We start from the raw sequence: 23006 nt of genomic DNA, 5'->3' as shown, positions 1-23006 counted from the left end.
TTTGAGCGTTACACAAGCGGGTGTGTCGCCGCTAGTAATCGCAATCTTATCGACGGGTAGCACGCTGATAAATGGGCTAGACTTCCGCTTATCGTAGAAAATTTGTCTACTATCCGGCGTCAAATGCTCGATGAACTCACTCGAATCCCTCAATGGCATCGCCACATTCGTAGCCACCGCGCGTTCGTCCAGCTTCACGGAGGCTGCGGATCAACTCGGCATTTCGAAGTCTGCCGTCGGCAAATCGATCGGGCGTCTGGAGCAACGGCTTGGCGTCAAGTTGTTTCACCGCACGACCCGCCGCATTAAGCTGTCAGCGGATGGTGAAGCTTATTTCGCCGCGTGCGCAATGGCGCTAGACGAGATTACGGCGGCGGAGTCTGCCCTTGGTCCGGGTTCACGCGAACCCGCTGGGCGGCTGCGGATAGACATGGCTTCCGCTTTTGGAAGGCAATGCATAATGCCGGTTCTACTGGAGCTCGGAAACACCTATCCGCGGCTCCAGTTCACCATGACGTTCACCGATCACGTGATTGATCCAGTTGAGGAAGGAGTCGACCTGGCGATCCGTTTCGGCGAACTTGCAGACTCTAGCGGGGTCGTTGCGCGGCGGCTGGCATCGCAACAATGGGTGATTTGTGGATCGCCTGCATATTTGGCTCGTGAAGGTACACCGCACACCCTCGACGACATCAGCGCGCACAGATGTGTGGTGGGTTATCGCCGTGGTCAGCCGCTGTCGTGGCGGGTCAAGCAGAACGGACGCTCGTTCCGGATTCACCCTCCATCGACACATCAGATCAGCGATGGCGAAGCGATGATCGACGCTGCTGCCGCAGGTCTCGGTCTATGTCAGATGCCTTTGTCGCTTTTTCGCAAGCACATCGATGCCGGCCGCCTCGTCACCGTTCTCGACGACTACCGCCCGGATCCAGTCGATGTGCATGCGGTGTGGCCGCAAGTTGCGCATTTGCGGCCGAAGGTACGGCATGTTGTCGACGCGCTGGTTGAGCTAGGACGTCAGGGGCGCTTTGATTAGACCGACAAATCCAAACACTTTCTCCCGGATGGGCGAATTGGCCGACTTTCAAGGCGGACAATGAAATCCGCCAATGTCGCGTGACGAAAGCATTCCGCCATATAAGCGTGCATGAACCGCACGCCCCCGAGACCGTTGCCTTCAATCAATAATTGATGACAGTACGAATGGATTTCCCTTCGTGCATAAGGTCGAAAGCTTCATTGATTCGCTCGAGCGGCATTGTGTGCGTCACGAACGGAGCGAGCTGGATTTCGCCACGCATCGCGTCCTCGACCATTCCAGGAAGCTGGCTGCGCCCCTTCACGCCGCCGAACGCCGAACCTTTCCATGTACGGCCGGTGACCAACTGAAATGGCCTCGTAGAAATTTCTTGGCCTGCCCCTGCTACCCCGATCACTACCGACTGTCCCCATCCGCGATGGGCACATTCAAGCGCCGCGCGCATGACATTCACATTGCCGATGCATTCAAAAGAGTGATCAACGCCCCACCCTGTCATATCGATGATGACCTGCTGTACGGGCTTTGCATGATCCTTCGGATTCACGAAGTCCGTCGCGCCAAATACACGCGCGAGCTCGAATTTTTCCGGATTTGTATCAACCGCGATAATGCGTCCCGCCTTCGCCTGACGGGCACCCTGGACGACAGCCAGACCAATGCCTCCCAGTCCAAAGACCGCGACACTATCCCCCGGTTGCACTTTGGCCGTATTGTGGACGGCGCCAATTCCGGTTGTGACCCCGCAGCCAAGGAGACAGACATGCTCGGGGTTGGCATCGGGATTGATCTTTGCCAACGATACTTCAGCGACCACCGTGTATTCGCTGAAAGTCGAACACCCCATGTAGTGATAGATCGGCTGACCGTTATACGAGAACCGGGTTGTGCCATCGGGCATCAAGCCCTTGCCTTGAGTCGCGCGCACCGCCACGCAAAGATTGGTCTTACCCGACTTGCAAAACAGGCATTCACCGCACTCCGCCGTGTACAACGGGATCACGTGGTCACCCGGTTTCACACTCAAGACACCCTCGCCGACTTCGACGACGATACCCGCGCCTTCATGTCCAAGAACAACCGGGAAGAGTCCTTCAGGATCATCGCCAGACATTGTGAAGGCGTCCGTGTGGCAAACACCGGTATGCGTAATCTTGACGAGAACTTCGCCGGCGCGCGGCGGCTCGACATCTAGCTCTACGATTTCAAGTGGCTTACCGGGGCCGAATGCAACAGCAGCGCGTGATTTCATACGAATTCCATCCAAAATTTTTAGTCAATAAACGAAAGCCGGGCGCAACGGTTGGCCATCATTTCAGGTAGGACTTGACGAGGGAGACGACATTCTCGATCGAAGCTTGCTGCGAGTCGGTCACCTTTCCCACTGGTGGGAATTCCTCTCGCAAATGACTTTCGAGAACTCCCGCCATCAATCCGTTCACCGCCCCTCTAACCGCGGCAATTTGCTGAAGGATAGGACCGCATTCCGTACCCGACACTAACGCATTCTCCAGCGCGTCGAGTTGGCCCTTGATGCGACGAACGCGGGCTAGAACGCGCTTTTGCTCTTCGATTGTATGTGGCATCCAAACACCTCGCTTTATACTGGTAGGTAGTATATACCAATACTGGGTGGTAGTATCCAGCAGGAGATGTGACAAAGCGTCTTATCCCGTCCGCCCATGACTCCGGCGTCTTCCTGACGGCATCGGGCCACGGTCACAGGAAGCTAGTCCATCGTAAAATCGATTGCGCCGAATTCCGCGGCGGCAAAATCCAGAAAGCTTCGAACTTTCGGTGTGACCCGCCGGTCCGGAGCGTAGAGCATGTGCATTGGACGCGTTGGGATCGAGTAATCGGGCAACAATGCCACGAGTTGCCCACTGTCCAGCGCGGATCTCACCAACTCGATTGGCTGAAGGATGACCCCAAGGCCCGCGAGCGCCGAGAATAGCAACGCTTCACCATGGTCAGACGTCAAGCGGCTGGTAATAGGGACCGCCACTCGACCAGTTGGCCCTTCAAACGTCCAATGTGTTCGCAATTCCGTATGCCCAAACCCAAGACATTCTTGGTTTTGCAGATCGAGTGGCGTCAGAAGCGGCGGGTGCCTCTTCACGTAACTCGGCGCCGCACACAACACGAGCCTGTAGGGAGTCAACGATATCGCTACCAATCGACTATCAGTGAGCGCCCCAACCCGGAAAACGACATCAAACCCCTCGTCGATCAAATTCACTTCCCGATTTGACAGACTCAATTCGACATCGACCTGCGGATACGCCTTCAGATAGTCGGGCAGCCGTTGTGAGAGTGAATGCACGCCAAAGCTCACCGGCGCATTCACTCGAAGTTTGCCGGTGGGTAGCGCACGCGTTTCTGCGGCAAGGCCTTCGGCGACCTCGACTTCCGCCAGGATGAACTTGGCACGCTCGTAGAACGAACGACCGAACTCAGTGAGACTCTGGCGCCGGGTCGTCCGGTTCAGGAGACGCCCCCCCAATCGATGCTCAATATGCTGGACGTGCTTGCCGACGAGTTGCGACGACATCTGCAAGGCGTCACCAGCCGCGCTGAACGACCCAAGTTCGACGGCTTTGACAAACACGGACATGCTAGTCAATCGGTCCATTGCATCCGTTTTGTTTCAAATGTTCTTCTAATTTGACCATTTATCATAGATTGACTCAAGCGGATACTGCACGATCCGTCGACCACTTTTTCCCATGACTAATTCGGCACTTGATGTCCTCGGCAAGGACTTTACTTTTCCTCAAGCCTTGAGCGACTTTCCATCAAAGCTGTCAGAGTTCGCCGACCTCTGCATTGGCCACTTCACCACGAGTGACGGCGTCAGGCTAGCCTATTGGGCCGCCGGCGCGGGCGAGCCTCTTGTCTTCATCCCCGGCTGGTCCGGCAACGGCGCGCAATACGTAAACCTTCTTTACGCACTGAAGCGGCACTACCGGGTTTATGTGCTCGATGTCCGAAATCAAGGACTTTCACAGCGTGTCGACTATGGCAATCGGATCGCCAGATACGCCGTCGACCTGAGGGATTTTGGCGACCACCTGCGCTTGCAGAAGGCAAACTATTGCGGCTGGTCGATGGGAGCCGCTGTCTTGTGGAGCTATGTGGATCTATTCGGAACCGGGAGTATTCGAAAAGCGGCGTTTGTCGATGAACCGATTTCGATCTATGCCCATTCAAACTGGTCGGAAGAAGAACGGCGTAACGCTGGTGGGATGACGACCTCGGTAGAAAGAATGGTTGCCGCTTTCACTGAAGGGGCGCCCACCAACAATCTCATAGTCGACATGAAGGCGATCGAACGCTATTCGCAAATGGACTCTCCCTATTTCATCAACTCCGAAAGCTTTGCCAATGAGTTCGTGAAGAATGATCCGAAAGCGCTGTCACGCGTACTGTTTGATCATGCAATGAACGACTGGCGCGACGTCATCAAACACAAGATGAATATACCTGTCGCCATCTTTTCCGTAAGCGACATTTGGCGGCCGTCTTGACGATCAGAATTTGATCTCGAAGAGGCGTTCGTTGAGGCCTTGGAGGTCAAAGGCAGAAGGATCGAAACTACCGCCGCACCAGTCGAGCAACCGGTGGTGTTCCTCATGAGCGGGATCGATGATCGCGTCGAGGAACTCGATGTAGCCGGGTACACCGCCAACATCTTCCGGCGGACAGGCATTGCGGCCGCCCAGGCAGATGGGCGAGCGCAACTCAGGATCAGGCGGCAGGACCTTCTCGACCTTCACACGATGCTGCCAGTTGTCACCGTAATCGTAGATGTAGGTGAATGACTTCAGCGCACCGAGCGCACGGCCCAGGCTCACCCGCGCTTCGTTGAGCATCGGAGGGTCACTCGGGAAGTCCGGATCGGGCACCCCGTAGTTGATGTCGCCGAACACGAATTCGTGCAGATGGCCGCCATCCCAGCCCATCGCCCACAGCAGCAGGACATGCAGCTTCGGCAGCTTGATCGAGGCGGGGACCAGAACCCGCCTCCAGACCGCCGGCTTCAGATACTTCAGCTCGATGTGCAGTTGGTAGACCGGTGCCGGTGAGTTGACCGCGCGTAACGCGGGTTTGCGAGTCAATGTCATCGTCACGCAGCCTGCTGGACCGGTTGCTTCACCGGCATCAAATGCCACGGCAGCAACTCGTCAATCCGGTTGATGGGATGATCGGCAATCCGCTCGAACACCGTACGCAGATACGCATACGGTTCGATACCATTCAGGCGTGCCGTGCCGATCAGGCTGTAGATAACCGCCGCACTCTGTCCACCGCCGTCAGAACCGGCAAACAGATAGTTGCGCCTGCCGAGAACCAGCGGCCTGATTGATCGCTCCGCGGTGTTGTTATCTATCTCGATGCGTCCGTCTTCACAGTAGCGCACCAGCGCAGGCCAGTTCCCCAGCGCATACCGGATCGCCTTTCCGAGGCCCGACTTCACCGAGACCTGCGCGAGCGTATGTTCGAGCCAGTCCTTCAGCGCACCTGCGAGCGGCAATGCCCGCGTCATGCGCACCGACTGCCGGACCTCCGGCTTGCGGCCGCGCACCTCGCGCTCGATGGCATACAGGGCCGCGATGCGGTTGAGTGCCTCCTGCGCCACCGGCGAACGCTCCAGTTCGTACAGGTCGTAGAACTTGCGCCGCACATGCGCCCAGCACGCTGCCTCGATGATCGTGCCATCGCGGTACAGCGCATCGTAGCCACTATAGGCATCTGCCTGCAGGATGCCCGACCAGCCCTGCAGATGCGTACGGGGTCGCTCTCCCTTACGGTCGGGCGAGTACTGGTACCAGACCGCCGGGGGTGCCCGGCTGCCCGCCGGCCGGTCATCGCGTACATACGTCCACAACCGTGCCGTACGCGTCTTGCCGCGTCCGGGTTCCAGCACCGGGACGGGCGTGTCATCCGTATGGATTTTTTGCGCCTCACGTACATACCGGCCGACGGCATCCGCCAGCGGCCGCAGCAGTGCGGCGGACTCGCGAACCCACGAGGCCAGCGTGGCACGGTCGAGTTCAATGCCGGCACGGCGATAGATTCCTGCCTGCCGGTACAACGGCGTATGGTCGGCGTACTTGGCAACCACCACCTGCGCGAGCAGGCCGGCTGCGGCCATGCCGCGTGCGATCGGGCGCGGCGGCGCCGCTTCCTGGACGACCTTCGCACAACGGCTGCAGCTCAGCCGGGGGCGCACATGGCGGATCACCCGGAAGTATCCCGGCACGTAGTCCAGCATCTCGGAAGCGTCTTCACCCAGCTTGCGCAGCCGGCCGCCGCATTCGGGGCAGTCGCAGCCCTGTGGCTTGTGCTCCACCACCTCGCGTGGCAGGTGCGCAGGGAATTCGCGCGAGCGGCGGCGTAGCGGAACCACCGGCGCTGTCGTGTCTACCGGTTCATCCGGCACCGGTTCTGGCGCCGGTGCCGCCACGGCATCCTGCTGCGGCAGTGCCCCGTCACTGAGTGCGAGCTGCAGTTGTCCCGCCAGTTCTGCCATGCGCTCCGACGAGCGTCCGTACTGCCAGCGCTTCAGACGCGAGATCTCGGCAAGCAGGCGCGCGATGGTTTCTTCGCGCGAGACAAGCATGCGCTTGAGTGTATCGATGTCGTCGGGGAGTCGGCTGACTGGCATGCCTGGGAGTTTACCAGGCACGCGCAGAAGTGGGGGCAAATTTACGCGGCGCATGTGGGCTTCCACGTCCGTTCGGGGCGTCGCCAGTCGATGCCTTCGAGCAGCATCGACAGTTGTGCCGCCGACAGATGGATGCATCCCGCGTCGGCCTGCGGCCAGATGAAACGGCCTCGCTCCAGGCGCTTGACGTACAGGTTCATTCCATCGCCACTCCACCACAGCAGTTTCACCAGATCGCCCCGGCGACCACGGAAGGCGAACACGTGGCCCGAGAACGGGTCTTGCTCAAGCGCCACCTGCGCCAGTGCAGCCAGACCATCCATGCCACGGCGCATGTCGGTGACGCCGGCGGCGAGCCAGATGCGGGTGCCGGTCGGCAGCGCGATCATGCCGGCCTCAGGCAATGCAGCACCAGTCGCAGCTGGGCTGGGTCTACCTTCCCGCTCACTCGCACGCGTGCGCCATTGAGCTCGATCTCGATACCTGAAGTCGCGGCTTCCTGTGCGCGCAATGGCAATTGCGCTGTCGGCACCGGTAGCGACGAAACCGCCATCGAATCATCCGGCGATATCGCCACCGGAACGAACACTGCCGCTTCGCTCTCCCTCTTGTTGCCCGGCAGGTCGGCAAGGTATTGCCTGCGCCACTTGAACACCATGTTCGGATTCAGACCGTGCGACTGCGCGAGCTTCGCCACCGAGATGCCCGGCTCACACGCGGCCACTGCAACTTCACGCCGGAATTCAGGCGCGTAATTCGGCCGCCCCTTGCGGCTTCCAGCTCTGCCGGTCTCTGTCATCAAAGTGGTCCCCACTACTCGAAGTGATGGACATCACTTTGGACACTCTCAACGTCGATGTCGATACGGCCTTCAAATGACGCTTACTCTTTTCCGGCGAACAGAGCAACAACTTGCCAAGTCAGCGTTGGGCACAATCCGTAATACCTGGCGCAAAACTGTACAACTACTCCGACGCAGAGCATGGGGACCACTTCCTGATGTTCAAAAATCCAAATAAATTTTCGGCTGATCTCCGTGCCTTTCTGGATGAATGAGCAAGCTGACAACCCGCCATCGGCGAAGGTGCTTCCGAAGGCGGAATGAACAATCGCGCTTTTCGGACAATCGGCGCGCAGACACGACCTAATCAACCGGCTCCGCCAGTGCGCCTGCAATGAAAACATGGTGACGTCCAGTGTGGCCGCATGAAATCAGAAATTTAGTGGATATGAAGCGTTGTGATGAAGAGGATTCCAGCGTCTCTGCAAAGCATGCCGTGCAACTCGCCTCGACCATGAGCACATTCGGCGCTCCGCACGCCTTCCGTCTCTCGGGTGTTTCGCTCAGCAATGCAACTTTTCTCGGTGAGCAATCACTAGAAATCACTATGCCGACGTCGGCATATCAAGACCCGACCAGAGAACAGCTAACCGACCGGCATTTCATGGCGTGGTTGCCACTAGATTTTCATGATGGGACGATAGAAGTCGAGGTGGCTAGCCAGGTAGCGCCCAATGCACCGTCATATGCCCGTGGATTCGTTGGTGTTGCGTTCCGGGTAGACGCAGGGCTTCGTTTTGAGAGCATTTATCTTCGCCCGACGAATGCCATCGCCGACGATCAGGTCCGACGCAACCATACCGTCCAGTATTTTTCACATCCGGATTATCCATTTGCTCGGCTGCGCTCCGAATCACCCGAGATGTACGAAACCTATGCGGACATTGCGCCGGCACAGTGGATACATATGAAGATCACGGTCTTTGGGAACCGCGCGCAACTTCATCTGAATCGTCAGCCCCGTCCCACAATAGTGATCAACGACATGAAGCTCGGGCACGACCAACGCGGTGGCGTCGGCCTCTGGATTGAGTCTGGAACCATTGCTTACTTCCGTAACCTGAGTGTCGCCCCGGTGGCAGGCGACGACGACTGACTTCAGTTGTTTCAGCCTGGAGGGCAAGTGGACCGCCAACGTCTTTGTTCGCTGTGCCTACTCATAAGAGCCCGCCCGATAAGACCTGTCATTTCATTGTGGTTAACCACTAGCGGTGTACACGGCATGTTTCTCGACCATATGGCCGCCTCAGGCGCTGAGACCGATCCTCTCGCGACAGTAGTGTCGCACGGTGTCGCGCACGCAACACACCAAGGAAACGCAAGTGTCTGATTTTGCGTGAATTGTTCCATTGGCAAGGCCCGTGCTCTATATCGGGTGCCTTCCACTGTTGCAATTACGAGGTGACCTCATGAATCAGACACCTGACCTAACGATCGACCCGGTACTCGCGGCCGACTTCCGCACTGCAATGCGGCGTATCGCTTCATCCGTGACCCTTGTGACGGGCCGTGACCTCGGTGGAAATCCTCACGGCATGGCGGCCTCCGCTGTCATTCCCGTCTCGATGGATCCGCCATCCATGCTGGTTTCTGCAAATCAAGGGGCCGGCCTGCACTCGGTCGTCCAGTCAACCGGGAAGTTCTGCGTCAACTTGCTCGGTGAATCACACCTTGACCTGCTCCTGCCGTTCTCGCAGTCATCACGGCGCACCGAACGCTTCGCCTCCGGCGACTGGTATGAAGGGACCGACTCCCTGCTCTATCTCAGCAGCGCCCCTGCCGCCATTTTCTGCGAACTTGACCATCACGTGGGCTACGGCACTCACACCCTCTTCATCGGGCGCGTCACCGCCGTGCGCCTTTACGACCGTGAAGTGGACCCGCTCGTCTGGTTCAACGGAGCCAGCGCAGGCGTATCACGAGAAGTTGCACTCGCTTGAACCTTTACCAGCCTATCTGACTTCACCTCGGGGCGACCGCTCCGCTACAAAGTAATTGGAGACAATATGAAACTCGGTCTGTTTGGCATGCCACTTCACCTTCCCACCCGTTCACTGGGAGAAACCATTGAGGAAGATGCGCAAAAGGTAATCTACGCGGATGAGATCGGCTTCGACGAAGCATTTTTCGGCGAACACACGTCCTGTAAAACTGAGCCGATAGCTGCGCCGCTCATTTTCCTCGCGTCAGTGCTTCGGCAGACCAAGAAGATCAAACTCGGCACTGGCGTGATCGCATTGCCGAATCATCATCCCGCGCTAGTCGCGGCGGAAGTCGCCCAGTTCGACCATATGTCCAAGGGGCGCTTCATCTTCGGCATTGGACCAGGCGGGCTCTCGAGTGACATGGAGATGTTCGACGTCGAAGACACGCCTTACCGGAACGAGCGGATGATGGAATCTATCGACACAATCCTCAAGATCTGGTCGCAAGACCCGCCCTACGACATTCAGGGAAAGCACTGGACTATTTCGTTGAAGAAATCGGTGATTCCCGAACTCGGCGTCGGGTACATGCCCAAGCCGTTTCAGAAGCCTTTCCCGGAAATTTCGATGACGGCGATGTCGCCCTTCTCCAGCAGTGTGAAGGTCGCCGCGATGCGGGGCTTCGGCGCAATGACGGCTAACTTCTGTCCGGAATACGTCGTCGCAAGCCACTGGAAAAAGTATGTGGAGGGCTGCGAAGCAGTTGGGCGCGAATCCGCGGGCGAAGCCTGGAGAGTCGCGCGCAATATGATCATTGCCGAAAGCGACGCGGAAGCACGTGATCGCGTGATGGATCCCGAAGGGAGCAGCTACTACTACTTCGACTACATGTGGAGAATTCTTAAGGCCGTCGACTACACCGCCGTTATGAAAGACGACCCGAAGAAGCCCGACAACGAAGTGACCGTCGAGCAACTGATCGAAAGCATGGTTGTCTACGGTTCACCGAAAACGGTCCTCGACAAACTTGTCGCTTTACGGGAACGCACGGGCCCCTTCGGCGGCCTGATGATGGCCTCAATGGACGGTGCAGGGAAAAACCGCGAGTGGGAATGGGAAACGATGCGACGGCTGGCAACCGAAGTCATGCCCGGCCTGCGCAGCGCAACGGCCCACGCACAAAAAGCGGCCGAGCCGGCGTAAAGCACACCGCGCCTCATTTCTGTAGGGTCTGGCAGCGGAATCGGTTCATCGAAGTTCGAACGAATGCCGCTGTCTACCCTTTGCTGCGCAGGCAATAAGACATATGGAGACAAGAAATGCGAGCTGCGGTCTATTACGGCAATTGCGAACTTTCGATTGAAGATATTCCGGAACCCTCCGTCTCTGACGGCGAAGTCAAGATCAAAGTGAGTCGAAACGGAATCTGCGGTACTGACTTGCACGAGTATTACGACGGGCCGATTTTCATACCCAAAACCGATCCACATCCGCTGACCGGGAAAAAGATGCCTCTTGTCATCGGGCATGAGTTTTCGGGCATTGTCACGGCGGTCGGCAATGGTGTCAGCGACATTCGTGAAGGCGACAAAGTCGCGGTCGAACCTATCTATCGGTGTGGCACGTGTAGACCGTGCAAAGGTGGCTACTACAACGTATGCAACCACATTGGCTTCCACGGCCTGATGGCGGATGGTGGGATGGCCGAATACACCGTTGTGCCCCGCAATATGGTCCACAAGCTTCCCGATTCCGTTCCTGTTGATATGGGCGCACTGGTGGAACCCATGTCGGTCGCCTATCACGCCGCAAAGCTCGGCAAGGTCGGTCCAGAAAGCCGTGCGCTTGTCTTCGGCGGCGGCCCAATCGGAATTGGTCTCTGGTTCGCGCTCAAGGGCATGGGGTTGACGCAAATCGATCTCGTCGAACCATCCGAAACACGTCGCAAAGCGGTCGAGACGCTGGGCGCTCGCACTATCGATCCGACTCGCGTCAATGTCACTGAGATGATTCTGGACCAGACCCACGGAAATGGAGTCGATGCGGCGTATGACGCAGCGGGAGTGCCCGCAGCCGTCGCAACGGCTCTCGACTGTCTGGGAGAACAAAGGTCGCTTGTCAGCGTTGCGATCTACGACAAGCCCATACAAACGCCGTTACTCAGCGCCGTTCTGCGCGAAAGACGGATACAGGGAACGATCTGCTACACCGGCGACGATTACAAGGCAGTCATTGACCTTATGGCCCAGGGACACTACGAGACAACCGGTTGGGTTGAGACTGTTCCGTTGAGCGGTGTACTCACGCAGGGCTTCGAGGAACTTCGCGCCGGCCGGAAAATGAAGGTCCTCGTAGATCCAACTGCCTGATTTCGCCTTTTTATCAACATCAATCAAATCTAATCAAGGAGACGAGTCATGACCGTTGCTCACGTTACGGGCGCCGCTCGTGGTATCGGGAAATCCATCGCGCTTCGGCTTGCAAGAGATGGTCACAATATCGCTGTTTCAGACCTTCCTTCGATGGAAAAGGAACTTGAGGAAACCCGGAAGCAAATCGAATCGTCGGGCGTCAGAGCAATCAGCCTGTACGGCGATATTTCTCAGCCTCAGTCGGTCAAGAAACTGGTCGAAAACACGGCAAGTGGACTTGGATCCCTCGACATCATGGTCGCCAACGCCGGCATTGCGCAAACCAAAGCACTTCTGGACGTGTCGCCCGAAGAGTACGACAAGGTGCATGCTGTGAATGGACGCGGCGTGTTCCTTTGTTATACCGAAGCGGCCAGATGGATGATCAAGCAAGGCACGGGCGGGAAGATTATCGGCGCCTGCTCCATCGCGGGACATAAAGGGTTTCCTCTGCTTGGCGTCTACTGCTCGTCGAAGTTCGGCGTGCGTGCGCTCACGCAGTCAGCGGCTCAGGAATGGGCTCCTCATGGCATCACCGTCAATGCTTATTGCCCCGGAATCGTCGACACGCAAATGTGGGTGGAAGTCGATCGAGACCTTGGTGCGATTAACAAGGTCGGCAAAGGCGAGTCTATGAAAGCTATGGCGCAAGGGATCGCGCTTGGGCGTGTGTCCACGGGCGACGACGTCGCAGGATTGGTGTCGTGGCTCGCAGGCGCCGATTCCGCCTACATGACAGGACAATCGCTGCTAATCGACGGTGGCATGCTGTTTGTCTGACCACGCGACGGCGGCGAGCAGGATCAGCGCTTTCGGCGCTCCGATCCTGCTCGCTGTCGATCATTGCACAAGGGCGCCATCTACCTTTCGCAGACGCCGCGCTGTCAGGCCAGAGAACCAAAAAGGGCTTTAAATAAGGCTCGCTCTCAGCGATAGGCTCGGCCAATCATTGCAATCGGTCGATTACCGGATTTGGATTAGACGCCCGCACCCGAACGAACCCACGCCCTGGCGAGCCGCCAGACCATGAAGAATCAGCGGCTGGCATGTATTATCTGATACATGACACGGGCCATAAGGCCCGGACCTGGAGACAAAGTCGATGCAGCCAGATCGCCATAAAAGCATGGTGTTGACGTCAGTCGAGCGTCATCCGTTGCAGGCCCGCCCTCATTCTGATGGTAGCGTCCCTGTATCGTGGGAACGTTGCGTTGGACAGCATAGCCTGAGTCCCGATCGAATCGGTCGCCCGCTCGTGTTGTCTCCGTCCGAACTGAAGGATCATCGAGAACCCATGGGCGACCTGCTTGCGCTGTCGCAAGGAGAGGTACAGCGCCTCTTTGAGTTGCTCGCGGAGCAGGATTACATCGTGATGTTGACCGATTGTAATGGTATCGCTCTGGATTTCCGCTCCAACGCGCTCACGTTGGATGCCTGCGCGGCCGCCGGCGTTCTTCCCGGATCCATGTGGACCGAACAGGCACAAGGCACGAATGGCGTCAGCCTTTGCCTGCAGGAGCAACGCCCCCTCTCGGTCGTGATGGGTGATCACTTCGCATCGTCACTTGAACGGCTTAGTTGCACCGTTGCGCCGATTTTTGGAAACGCCGGGGAACTCGTGGCAGTGTTGAACGTGACGACTTTGATGCCTTCTGACCATGCCACGCAGGCAGTCGTGCGAAACGTCATTTCGGCGTCGGCGCGCCGCATCGAAAACCTGTATTTCGACCGACGTAATGCAGACAACCTGATCCTGCGAATCTCGAAGCACAGCGATTTTTGCGACACCGCGGGGGAAGCGCGCGTGGCCCTGGATTCGAACGGCCACATTCTCGATGCGACGCCTGCGGCACATCTGATGTTGCACAATCGGTCCATGCCGCTCATTGGACAGCCTCTCTCGGAGGTACAAGGTATGGAAGAGTGGCTCGACGCCACCGACCAACCGGCAACGCCGCTCGCGTCGGTGAATGGCCGAATCTTCCTGCGAGCGGAAGAAGTCCGTCGCAGAACGTCGACGGCCTGTTCTTCCCAGCGTAGCCAGCGTCTGCGTACCGAGACGGCGGAACGCCCATGTCTGACCGAGCTGATTGGTGATGACGAGGGTATTCGTGAATCGATAAACATCGCCCGCCGGCTCGTGACTCATCATGTTCCCATTCTGCTACAGGGGGAGACCGGAACAGGCAAAAGCGCTCTCGCCCGTGCCATCCATATGGATGTTGGAGGCGATGACGCAAAATTTGTTTCGATCAACTGTGCTGCAATCACCGCCGAACTGATTGAGAGCGAACTGTTCGGCTACCGCCCCGGTGCATTTACTGGCGCCGCTCGGCAAGGGTCCAAAGGGCGCCTGCTTGAGGCGGATGGCGGCATGCTCTTTCTTGACGAAATTGGTGACATGCCTCTCGGATTGCAAACAAGGCTCTTACAGGTCTTATCAGATGGTGAATTCGTTCCAGTCGGCGCTATCCGTTCCGTCAGGGTGAACTTCGCATTGGTGGCGGCCAGTTTGCATGACATTGCTCAACTCGTGCGCGAGGGCAAGTTTCGGGAAGACTTGTATTTCAGACTAGCCGGTGCAACCGTTCGACTCCCGGCTCTACGCGAGCGCGAAGATCGACTTCAGGTAGTCGAGCAGGTCTTTGCTCAAGCGTCGAGAAACATCGGCAAGCGCTTCTCAAGCATCGACGAGCAGGCGAGACGCGCACTCGCAGCACACAACTGGCCTGGCAATCTACGTGAACTGCACCACGCTGCGCGCTTCGCTGTCGCAGTTGATTCGGACGGAGTCATCACTCTGAACGATCTTCCTCCTCCGCTCAACGCCCGGAATGGCACCGAGGTCTCAACACCCGCTCGGAGTAAGCGCAATGCAATCGAAGTAGCGCTAGAGCGCAGCCATTGGAATGTTTCCGAAGCCGCCATTAGCCTCGGGGTCTCACGTTCCACGTTGCACCGGCAGATGAGGTCACTCGGGATCGACCGCCCGGAAGATTGAGTCTCACGAGCGTACTGACCGCTGCGACAGAAACTGTCGCAGCGCGTGTCATCTGCAACAGTGGCGAAGGTTCCTGGCCCTTGATTGATAGGGTATTTCAAACTGGCATGCTATCTGCACGCATCCTGTTGCTAAAAGTGCTACCCCAACAGGAGACATAATGAACTACGACAATATCGGCCGCGATGGCAATTTGACCTCGTCCGCCATTCAGGAGGCGTTGGCGGCAATGGCCAATGGAACGCCTCTGGTCGTCGTCGACGGCGAAGATCGCGAGAACGAGGGCGATTTGATTGTTGCTGCGGAACATGCGACACCCGAAACAATTGCCTTCATGGTCCGATGGACTAGCGGCCTACTTTGCGTGGCCTTACCGGCCGAGCGGACATCCGAGCTCCAGCTCCCTCTCATGGTCGAGGAAAACACTGATTCAATGCGTACTGCTTTCACCGTGTCTGTCGACCTCCGGGAGGGGATCACCACCGGCATATCCGCCAGCGAACGAGCGGCAACGATCAGAGCGCTCGTTGATCCTTCGCGTCAGGCCTGCGACTTCAGTCGGCCCGGCCATATCTTTCCCCTTCGCGCGGTTCGTGAGGGCATTCTGGAGCGTCCAGGACACACTGAGGCCGGGGTCGACCTCGCCCGCCTGGCGGGATTGCGGCCGGGGGCGGTCCTGGCCGAAATCGTGAATGACGACGGCAGTATGGCACGACGTCCGCAGCTCGAGCACTTCGCGCGCCTGCACGGGTTACCCCTTATCACGATCGACGATCTCGTCCGCTTCCGCCTGGAATTGGAAATCCTGGATTTTCCTCGTGATACATCACGTCGACCAGACAGCGTCGCAGCCTGACTCGTACACCGGCCCGGCAGGAATTCTCCCAAGCATGAGCGGGTCGGGTGGTCGGGGCCCAACCAAGCCTTCCATCGGCGCAGAAATAGTGTATTTCACATATGCACGATTGGAATCACTCATGAAATACGCTAGCATCAAAAGCCTCGGGCAATAGGCTCCTCGACGGGCCAAATGCCAATTGGGCTATTCGAATCGAGGTTCTATGCTTATCTTCCTCACCGGAGCCACGGGATACATCGGCGGCAGCGTGGCCACAAAACTGATCGCCGCGGGTCACCGTGTCCGCGGACTTGTTCGTTCGCAAGGCAAGGCTGACCAACTCGAAAAATCAGGCGTCGAACCAGTCATAGGCACGCTCGATGACGCCGATCTGCTCGGCACAGAGGCCCGGCAGGCGGACGGTGTGATCGACACCGCGAGCGCAGACCATTTAGCCTCTGTGGTGACTTTCATTTCGGCCTTGGAAGGCACGGAAAAACCTTTCATCCACACAAGCGGTTCGAGTGTGATTGGCGACGACGCCCGAGGTCTGTATGCATCAGACATGATCTTCGACGAAGAAAGTACCTTCGTTGTTGAAGCATCCAAGCAACCGAGGCGCGCTGTCGACCAGCTAGTCGTCGGCGCTGCAGATAGAGGCGTGCGCTCCGCTGTCATATGCCCCAGTAACATCTATGGCGTCGGTCGCGGCATCGGGCTTCGCAGCGTGCAAATTCCCGCCCTGGTCGACAACGCATTGCAGACGGGCGTCGTTCAAATCGTCGGCAACGGGACGAACCGATGGTCGAACGTTCCTTAGGTTCAAGGGGTCGTTGCAACACCTAATGCTTATGACGCAAGTAGTAGATCTCTTAGTGCTTCTGCTGGTGATTTCCATCCAAGGCTTTTACGCGGTCTGCAATTTAGTGCGTCTGCGACGGCATCAAGTTCGCGCTGCGTGTACCGGCTGATGTCGGTGCCTTTCGGAAAGTATTGACGCAACAGACCATTCGTATTCTCGTTGGTCCCGCGTTGCCATGGGCTTTGAGGATCGCAGAAATAGATCTCCAGACCCGTATCGATTCGAAGTTGCACGTGCTGGGCCATCTCTGCGCCTTGATCCCATGTGAGCGATCGCCACAAGTGCTCAGGCAATAATACGATCTTCGCAGCTATGGCATTGCGGACGGCCTCCGCTCCATGACCCGCCAAGGGTGGCCCATTCTTGGCCCGCACGCCAGTGCCATGTCCCTCCATAGGTGGGAGATGGAGCAACATTGTATAGCGGGTAGTCCGCTCGACCAGCGTACCCACTGCGGATCGATTAAGGCCGATGATCAGGTCACCTTCCCAGTGACCCGGAACGGCACGATCATCAGCCTCAGCCGGACGTTCACTGATCATGACCTCCGGAGTAATGAAATGCTTTCCTCGCTGTTGCGTCCTGGCTCGAGGCACACGAAGTGCACGGCCCGTACGCAAACAGGCAGTAAGCTCCTTGCGCAGAGCGCCACGGCCCTGAATGTAAAGCGCCTGATAGATGGCTTCGTGAGAGATTCTCATGGATTGGTCTTCTGGATAGTCGGCCTCCAATCGTCGACTGATTTGTTCGGGACTCCAGCAGGTGCCCCAACGACGGTCCGCGCGGCGGCCTTGCCGTCGTCCTTTCCATGGTACGTTGGGTCCGGCAATCGGCCTGCCTTCTGAATCGGTGACCGCTCCCGCCAATCGACTCTGCACATAATTCTTTAATCTATCGTTCTTGGTCAGTCTGGAAGCTTTCGGACGTTCCGCGGCCCGCTCAGCTTTCCACTGAGCAACTGTCGCCCTGTATATCAATGTGCCGCTACGGGTTGCAGCATTACGGCGCAACTCGCGCGAGATGGTCGAAGGTGAGCGCTGCAGTCTTCGCGCGATCTCACGGATCCCGCAATCCTGCGCCCGTAGCAGCGCAATTTCCTCGCGTTCAGAAAAAGACAGATAAGGCGCAGTGCCCGGCGTCAGCTCGATCGGCGGCATTCCGCCTGCATCACGAAACCATCTTGGCCCCAAAGGTTGGGACACGCCACACGCGCGCGCCGCAGCCTCGCTCTCCATGCCTTGCGCGACACAAGTCCAGAACGCTCGCTTTGTATCTCGCTGATTGACACCTGGCCTGCCGGGCGATTGCATTATTGGTCTTCCTGTCTGTTCCGAACCCCAACCCTGTGCTCGTCCCATTTGGCACCTCCTTTAGGAGATGTTGCAACGACCAGTTGAATCCGCCTTCACATCGACGATCTAACCGATTTATACCTGCTCGTGCTGGCGACAGCACCTCCGGGGGCATTCTATTTCGCGGAAAACGGCGAAGCTTCATTTGCGGATATCGGGGCCGCCATCTCGGCCAGACTTGGGCTCGGTGCCGTTCAGAACCTTTCTGCCGCCGATGCAGCTCACAAATGGGGCGAAGGTCGCGCATTCTATTCACTCGGAAGCAATAGCCGAGTGCGGGCCAAGCGTGCGCGAACTGAACTCGGGTGGGCGCCACGACACCATTCCGTGATAGATTGGATCACGACCGAAATGCCGGTTTGAAGTCCGCGAAACATTAACGCCTTGCGCCAATTAGGGCGTTCTCTCAGCGCGCCGAGATTGAGCTCACGACTCTCCACTTTCCAAAGACCTGGAGGTGAAAAATGATTCTCGAAGTAGCCAGTATTCAGATTAGACCCGGCATGCACGCCGAATTCGAAAAAGCAATTCGGCTTGGACTGGACACCGTCATTGTCAAAGCAACGGGATTTCAGCGCTATGAAATCCGTCGAGGTATCGAGTCTCCCGAGAGATATCTGCTGCAAATTCTCTGGCAGACCCTGGAAGATCACACTATAGGATTTCGTGAATCTCCGGCCTACACCGAATGGCGCACTATCGTAGGGCCGTTCTTCGAGAGCCCCCCGGTCGTCGAGCACTTCGAGGTCGTCGCGACATCCGCGTCCTAAGCGTCACCCTTGCATTATCAAAGTTTCGTTGTGGCGGCAATGCAAATTACAGATTTGCACCGGCTTTTAGTCCCTTCATGCTCGCAGTCGGCAGCCAGATCGAACATTCCAGGCCACACACAGGGAGCCGGTGCGAACCCGGTTCAATGGATGTGGCTCCCACCATTAACATCGATTGTTGCGCCGGTCACATAGCCCGAAAGGTCGGATGCGAGAAAAAGACATGCACCGGCGATTTCAACGGGCCGGCCTGCCCGCTGCAGCGGAATGGTCGCTTCAATCTCGCGCTGCCTATCTGCGGTCATACCGTCTAGCATACCGGTCTCGGTCATTGAAGGACAGACGACGTTTGCACGAATGCCCATCGGACCGAATTCACGTGCGATGGTCTTCGTAAGGCTGATTACTCCACCCTTCGATGCGGCGTAATGCGCACCGCCGACAAGGCCCCCTCCCCTCTGCGCGGCTACCGATGCCACGTTCACGATCGCGCCACGCTTCTGCTCCGCGAAGATTTCCAGCGCACTCTTGCAAAGATTGAAGGCGCCCTTGAGATTCACGTTCATGATCCGATCGTAGTCCTCGTCCTCGATTGTCAGGAAGGACTGCGCCTTGACGATAGCAGCACTGTTCACAAGAGCGTCGACCGATCCGTAACGTGCGAGGACCTCTTTGAACAATCGTCGACAGTCCGCGCCGTCGCCGATATCGCACCTGATGCCGATGACTTCGGCTGCGCGTCCGGTTTTTTTCTCGATCGATGCTTTGATTTCAGCCGCAATACTGTCATTCATGACGACATCGACCGCGACTATTTTCGCACCGTGTTCCGCGAATAGCTCCGCTGTCGCGTAGCCGATCCCGCGCAGCGAACCCGCGCCGACAATTACACAAACCCTATCATTCAAAAGCATATCGATACTCCATTTTCTACTGATGCCGCTTGCGCGGAGCTTAACGTTTGATATCCAGGTGCCGTGTTTCCGGGCCCGTCAGAATTGCAATGAGCGATGCGCCCACGATGACAGCACAGAACGCGGTGATGACCCACGTTTGCCCGCCCGAACGCTGCAGCAACCAGGCGCAGATGAACGGAGTCGGGCCGCCCATCAACAAGTTTGCGCCGGTATATGCCGCGGCAGACCCGGAATAGCGGACATTCGTCGGGAACGGCTCGGCGAAATATGCGGGCTGCACGCCCGACTGAATTTGAAGCGAACCAATGAAGGCCGCCATCGCGAGGAAAATGACGTACCAATTCTTCGTGTCAAGGAGAGTGAAATACGACAGGGCAATTACCATCGTCAGGATGGACGCTATCAGCATCGTGGGCTTGCGGCCGATGCGGTCGCTCACCGCTCCACCGCCGATCACGGTGCACACCGCGAGCACATTCGCGCCCATCAGGCAGAGGAATGCTGTCTGGCTGGGAAGTGCCAGATTCTTCGTGATATAGCTCAGCGAAAATACTGTAATCACGTAAAAACACGCTGTAGGCGCACACCACACGATCAACAGTCGGACGATGGTTCCTGGATACTGCGCAAATGCTTTTACCAGCGGAACCCGATCGTCCTGGCCTTTCGCGTGTGCTTCCTCAAAGGCCGGCGTTTCGGAAACGCGCAGCCGGATATACAGACCGACAATGACAAGCACAAAGCTGAACAGGAACGGCACCCTCCAACCCCACACCTGAAACTGCTCTGTGCCGAGGAGGCTGACCAACGCGAAAAGCATTCCGTTCGCCACCGCTGCACTGAGCGACGAGCCGATGTTGATGAAGGAACCAAACAGGCCGCGCCGGTTCTGTGGCGCATGTTCCATTGTCATCAGCTGCGCCCCGGTTGCTTCGCCGCCCAAAGCGAACCCTTGCAGGAAACGCAGAAGTACAAGGCACACCGGTGCGGCGAAGCCGATCGTGGCATAGGTCGGTAGGCAACCGATCAGAAACGAGGCAGCCCCCATCAGAGACAGGGTATAGAGCAGGATGTTCTTGCGGCCGATGCGATCGCCCAGCGCGCCGAAGAACAATCCGCCAAGCGGACGTGCAAAGAAGCCCACACCAAACGTAATGAATGCCGCCAGGATTCCCATGTTGGGATCCATCGACGTGAAGAATAGCTTTGGAAAGACAGTCGCGGCCACTGCGCCGTAGGCGGTGAAGTCGACCCACTCCAGCGCAGCACCAATCGTGCTGGCGATGGTCGCTCGCTTCGCCATCGAGGTGGACTCTTCGACTGGCACCTCCATCGTTAAGGTATTTCTCATTTCGCTGTCTCCTGCTGGATGATTTAAATAGTTTGGCAACGCATTCGGTCTAAACACTCCGACCGGTATGTCAGGTTCGAGCTTCAGTTACATCCGCATGAAGACAAGCTATGCCATCGCGTCTCAGGGGTGCGCCCGCTTGCTGAAGCGGCCGGTAACACCGGGCAAGCAATTCCATCTGCGGTCTCCTCCGGCCATATGTATGCCGGCTTCTTGTTCTCTGGAAGACTGAATGTGAGACGTCTGTCAGCGTATGACGACCGTTGAAAAGCTCGGCGCTCGGGGCGCCAAAGCCTTTCACGGCGGAATAACAGGCACTCAGGTAGAACGTTTCAAATCACTTGCCAAAGAGGTTCGGCTGATGCACTTCGATGACGTTGCCGTCCGGGTCTTGCAGAAACACCTGGTGCCAGCCAGCAATCGCCCAGCGGCCGTAGTCCGAGTAGCGGATTCCGAGTTGGTCAAGACGCTTCTTGAAGCCCTCGATGTCATCCGTTCGGAAACAGAAATGCCCACGAGCCATGGGGTTGACGATCTGCTTCATTTTGAAACCCGTGTCGAGATCGCGCTCTGCCCAGTGGAACTCGATATCGCCATCCGTCAGGAAGTCGACTTTTCCGTTGTACCCCGTCGTCGTGCTTTCAGCATTGACCCGCGCATGCTCCTCATCGTGGATCGTGCCGAGTTCAAAGAGCGTCTGATAAAACTTGGTCAAACGCGGCAGGCTGTCGGTACAGAGATTCATGTGGTGGAACTTGAACTTCATGGTGGATCCTCTAGCAGTTCGAGACAGTGAGACACTGCGATTAACAGTGTGTTGATCTGCGCTCGGGTGGTGGCAAACATCTGCTTACACAGCACGTTGTTGAATCTGGACCAGGTTTGCCGAGCGCTTGGTGACAAGTTAAGACGTTTCATTGGTGAAGTCAACTATGCACTAGTGAAAACACCTACTGTTGTTGGATGTGGAGGCGTTCGATTAGTTTGCGGCCGCGGCTTGCCGATCGTTGAAACCAAGGCGGGCATCTGAAAACCAATAAAAGTCCAATAATTCAATTGGTTAAAGAGAATCTGTTCCCGCGACCGCCCGGTTGGTCACTGAAGCTTAAAGTGCGCGTTGCGGTCTGCCGAGGGCAACGCTGAGTTGCCAGCCACGGGAAAACACTTAGAATTAAATCACCTGTGCAGATAGCATTTCACTTATAAAATTAGTGCAACGAGTGCCTGAGCGCCGGCAGGATTGCTGTCGCCAGCACGTGCAGGCATTTCGAGCAACGTCTCGAGCGCCGCGACATTTGCAACCGGAGAACTACCTGATGAGTGACGATTTCGACGATGTAGTGAAGTCAGTCGAGCCGGGTGCGAGGCACTACTCGGCGCCCGCGTTGGAGAAAGGGTTGGATATTCTGGAAGTTCTGTGCCGAAGTCAGACGCCGGTCACACAGAAGGATCTAGCCGCACAGGTCGGCAGGAGCGTGGGTGAGATCTATCGCATGGTGCTGTGTCTCGTGAACCGCAATTACGTTGCACAAGCCGACGACAGCTACTACATCACGACAAAGCTGTTCGAGCTTTCCCACCAGAACCCACCAACTCACCGCCTCTTGCTCGAAGCGACGCCGGTGATGAACAGACTTGCAAGCGATCTGGACGTGTCGTGCCACCTGACGGTTTATAACCAGGGAAAGCAGGTCGTCATCGCGAAGGTCGACACTCCGAGCGGTATGGGTTTCAGTCTCAGGGTCGGCTCTGATCTGGACGTACTGATCTCCGTCTCTGGCCGTGTGCTGGTCGCGTTTCAGGGCGCCGAGACCAGGCGATTGCGAGTGAGCGAATCGCTTCAGCGCCGGGCTGACCAAGACCATCCTCAGATGGACATCGTTCTGGATTCCATCCGCGACCGTGGTTTTGAGTCGGCGCCGAGCTCACAGGTACGGGGACTGTATGCTGGTATGCGGCTCGTCAGGGCCATTCCCCGCTTCGCGAGAGATAGCTTCATGATGTGAGCTGATTCGTGAACCAGGAGGG

At 57.4% G+C, this 23006-nt stretch carries 24 protein-coding genes; 12 read left to right on the top strand and 12 right to left on the bottom strand.

Translation table 11 applies throughout. From position 1 onward, the window contains the following. Window positions 1-130 precede the first annotated feature (130 nt). Entirely contained in the window at window positions 131-1039 is a 909-nt protein-coding gene (locus BLW71_RS37010; RefSeq protein WP_091808577.1) for a LysR family transcriptional regulator, read from the top strand. A gap of 145 nt (window positions 1040-1184) precedes the next feature. Here the strand turns inward: BLW71_RS37010 and BLW71_RS37005 are convergent, their stop codons facing one another. The 3 genes from BLW71_RS37005 to BLW71_RS36995 all read right to left on the bottom strand — a co-directional run bounded on the left by BLW71_RS37005 (window position 1185) and on the right by BLW71_RS36995 (window position 3674). Beyond that, window positions 1185-2294, bottom strand: a complete 1110-nt coding sequence (locus BLW71_RS37005; RefSeq protein ID WP_091808574.1) for an S-(hydroxymethyl)glutathione dehydrogenase/class III alcohol dehydrogenase — start codon at window positions 2292-2294, stop codon at window positions 1185-1187. Between the two features lie 58 nt (window positions 2295-2352). Continuing rightward, window positions 2353-2628: a formaldehyde-responsive transcriptional repressor FrmR gene (frmR, locus tag BLW71_RS37000; protein ID WP_091808572.1), complete on the bottom strand. Its 276-nt coding sequence runs from the start codon at window positions 2626-2628 to the stop codon at window positions 2353-2355. A gap of 143 nt (window positions 2629-2771) precedes the next feature. Next, on the bottom strand, window positions 2772-3674 hold the full coding sequence (locus BLW71_RS36995) for a LysR family transcriptional regulator (protein ID WP_091808569.1): 903 nt from the start codon (window positions 3672-3674) through the stop codon (window positions 2772-2774). 94 nt (window positions 3675-3768) lie between these two features. Between BLW71_RS36995 and BLW71_RS36990 the strand changes: the two genes are divergently transcribed. Then, a complete protein-coding gene (locus BLW71_RS36990; RefSeq protein ID WP_091808566.1) occupies window positions 3769-4569 on the top strand; it encodes an alpha/beta fold hydrolase in 801 nt (266 codons plus the stop codon). A 3-nt stretch (window positions 4570-4572) separates the two neighbouring features. Here the strand turns inward: BLW71_RS36990 and BLW71_RS36985 are convergent, their stop codons facing one another. The 5 genes from BLW71_RS36985 to BLW71_RS41860 all read right to left on the bottom strand — a co-directional run bounded on the left by BLW71_RS36985 (window position 4573) and on the right by BLW71_RS41860 (window position 7895). Continuing rightward, complete coding sequence (locus BLW71_RS36985) at window positions 4573-5166, bottom strand: plasmid pRiA4b ORF-3 family protein (RefSeq protein ID WP_091808563.1); 594 nt, start codon at window positions 5164-5166, stop codon at window positions 4573-4575. A 2-nt stretch (window positions 5167-5168) separates the two neighbouring features. Then, a complete protein-coding gene (tnpC, locus tag BLW71_RS36980) occupies window positions 5169-6710 on the bottom strand; it encodes an IS66 family transposase (protein WP_091808561.1) in 1542 nt (513 codons plus the stop codon). A 41-nt stretch (window positions 6711-6751) separates the two neighbouring features. Continuing rightward, a complete protein-coding gene (gene tnpB, locus BLW71_RS36975) occupies window positions 6752-7099 on the bottom strand; it encodes an IS66 family insertion sequence element accessory protein TnpB (protein ID WP_090801994.1) in 348 nt (115 codons plus the stop codon). Continuing rightward, window positions 7096-7509, bottom strand: a complete 414-nt coding sequence (gene tnpA / locus BLW71_RS36970) for an IS66-like element accessory protein TnpA (protein ID WP_091808559.1) — start codon at window positions 7507-7509, stop codon at window positions 7096-7098. The genes tnpB and tnpA overlap by 4 nt, the downstream gene beginning before the upstream one ends. A gap of 83 nt (window positions 7510-7592) precedes the next feature. Further along, the gene (locus tag BLW71_RS41860; protein WP_177205177.1) at window positions 7593-7895 is read right to left on the bottom strand and encodes a hypothetical protein; all 303 of its coding nucleotides are present in this window, start codon (window positions 7893-7895) and stop codon (window positions 7593-7595) included. An 11-nt stretch (window positions 7896-7906) separates the two neighbouring features. On the opposite strand from BLW71_RS41860, the gene BLW71_RS36960 reads away from it, so the two are divergent. The 8 genes from BLW71_RS36960 (at window position 7907) to BLW71_RS36925 (ending at window position 16546) form a co-directional block, all read left to right on the top strand. Continuing rightward, window positions 7907-8647 carry a hypothetical protein gene (locus tag BLW71_RS36960; protein WP_286162209.1) on the top strand — a complete coding sequence of 247 codons (741 nt, stop codon included), beginning with the start codon at window positions 7907-7909 and terminating at the stop codon, window positions 8645-8647. Window positions 8648-8960: 313 nt separating this feature from the next. Continuing rightward, window positions 8961-9491: a flavin reductase family protein gene (locus BLW71_RS36955; RefSeq protein WP_091808557.1), complete on the top strand. Its 531-nt coding sequence runs from the start codon at window positions 8961-8963 to the stop codon at window positions 9489-9491. Window positions 9492-9557: 66 nt separating this feature from the next. Then, window positions 9558-10679 carry an LLM class flavin-dependent oxidoreductase gene (locus BLW71_RS36950; RefSeq protein ID WP_091808555.1) on the top strand — a complete coding sequence of 374 codons (1122 nt, stop codon included), beginning with the start codon at window positions 9558-9560 and terminating at the stop codon, window positions 10677-10679. Between the two features lie 116 nt (window positions 10680-10795). Then, on the top strand, window positions 10796-11845 hold the full coding sequence (locus BLW71_RS36945) for a 2,3-butanediol dehydrogenase (RefSeq protein WP_091808553.1): 1050 nt from the start codon (window positions 10796-10798) through the stop codon (window positions 11843-11845). A 48-nt stretch (window positions 11846-11893) separates the two neighbouring features. After that, entirely contained in the window at window positions 11894-12667 is a 774-nt protein-coding gene (locus BLW71_RS36940; RefSeq protein WP_091808551.1) for an acetoin reductase, read from the top strand. A gap of 322 nt (window positions 12668-12989) precedes the next feature. Beyond that, the gene (locus BLW71_RS36935; protein WP_091808549.1) at window positions 12990-14888 is read left to right on the top strand and encodes a sigma-54-dependent Fis family transcriptional regulator; all 1899 of its coding nucleotides are present in this window, start codon (window positions 12990-12992) and stop codon (window positions 14886-14888) included. Window positions 14889-15048: 160 nt separating this feature from the next. After that, window positions 15049-15744 carry a 3,4-dihydroxy-2-butanone-4-phosphate synthase gene (gene ribB / locus BLW71_RS36930; RefSeq protein ID WP_091808546.1) on the top strand — a complete coding sequence of 232 codons (696 nt, stop codon included), beginning with the start codon at window positions 15049-15051 and terminating at the stop codon, window positions 15742-15744. A gap of 205 nt (window positions 15745-15949) precedes the next feature. Continuing rightward, window positions 15950-16546 (top strand): NAD-dependent epimerase/dehydratase family protein, encoded by a 597-nt coding sequence (locus tag BLW71_RS36925; RefSeq protein WP_091808544.1) that lies wholly within the window; start codon window positions 15950-15952, stop codon window positions 16544-16546. Window positions 16547-16575: 29 nt separating this feature from the next. Here BLW71_RS36925 and BLW71_RS36920 read toward each other — a convergent pair whose 3' ends face one another. Continuing rightward, window positions 16576-17946, bottom strand: coding sequence for an IS30 family transposase (locus tag BLW71_RS36920; protein ID WP_091793389.1), 1371 nt, complete (start codon window positions 17944-17946; stop codon window positions 16576-16578). A gap of 458 nt (window positions 17947-18404) precedes the next feature. On the opposite strand from BLW71_RS36920, the gene BLW71_RS36915 reads away from it, so the two are divergent. Continuing rightward, window positions 18405-18710 (top strand): antibiotic biosynthesis monooxygenase family protein, encoded by a 306-nt coding sequence (locus BLW71_RS36915; RefSeq protein ID WP_091808542.1) that lies wholly within the window; start codon window positions 18405-18407, stop codon window positions 18708-18710. Window positions 18711-18853: 143 nt separating this feature from the next. On the opposite strand, the gene BLW71_RS36910 is transcribed toward BLW71_RS36915, so the two are convergent. The 3 genes from BLW71_RS36910 to BLW71_RS36900 all read right to left on the bottom strand — a co-directional run bounded on the left by BLW71_RS36910 (window position 18854) and on the right by BLW71_RS36900 (window position 21744). Next, complete coding sequence (locus tag BLW71_RS36910; RefSeq protein WP_091808540.1) at window positions 18854-19624, bottom strand: SDR family NAD(P)-dependent oxidoreductase; 771 nt, start codon at window positions 19622-19624, stop codon at window positions 18854-18856. A 40-nt stretch (window positions 19625-19664) separates the two neighbouring features. Further along, window positions 19665-20978, bottom strand: a complete 1314-nt coding sequence (locus BLW71_RS36905; RefSeq protein WP_091808538.1) for an MFS transporter — start codon at window positions 20976-20978, stop codon at window positions 19665-19667. A 337-nt stretch (window positions 20979-21315) separates the two neighbouring features. Next, entirely contained in the window at window positions 21316-21744 is a 429-nt protein-coding gene (locus BLW71_RS36900; RefSeq protein ID WP_091808536.1) for a VOC family protein, read from the bottom strand. A 550-nt stretch (window positions 21745-22294) separates the two neighbouring features. Between BLW71_RS36900 and BLW71_RS36895 the strand changes: the two genes are divergently transcribed. Beyond that, a complete protein-coding gene (locus BLW71_RS36895) occupies window positions 22295-22984 on the top strand; it encodes an IclR family transcriptional regulator (RefSeq protein ID WP_091808534.1) in 690 nt (229 codons plus the stop codon). Window positions 22985-23006: the final 22 nt, after the last annotated feature.

Origin of the sequence: Burkholderia sp. WP9 (assembly GCF_900104795.1) — a bacterium.
GTDB lineage: Bacteria > Pseudomonadota > Gammaproteobacteria > Burkholderiales > Burkholderiaceae > Paraburkholderia.
This window is presented reverse-complemented; position numbering and strand designations above follow the sequence as displayed.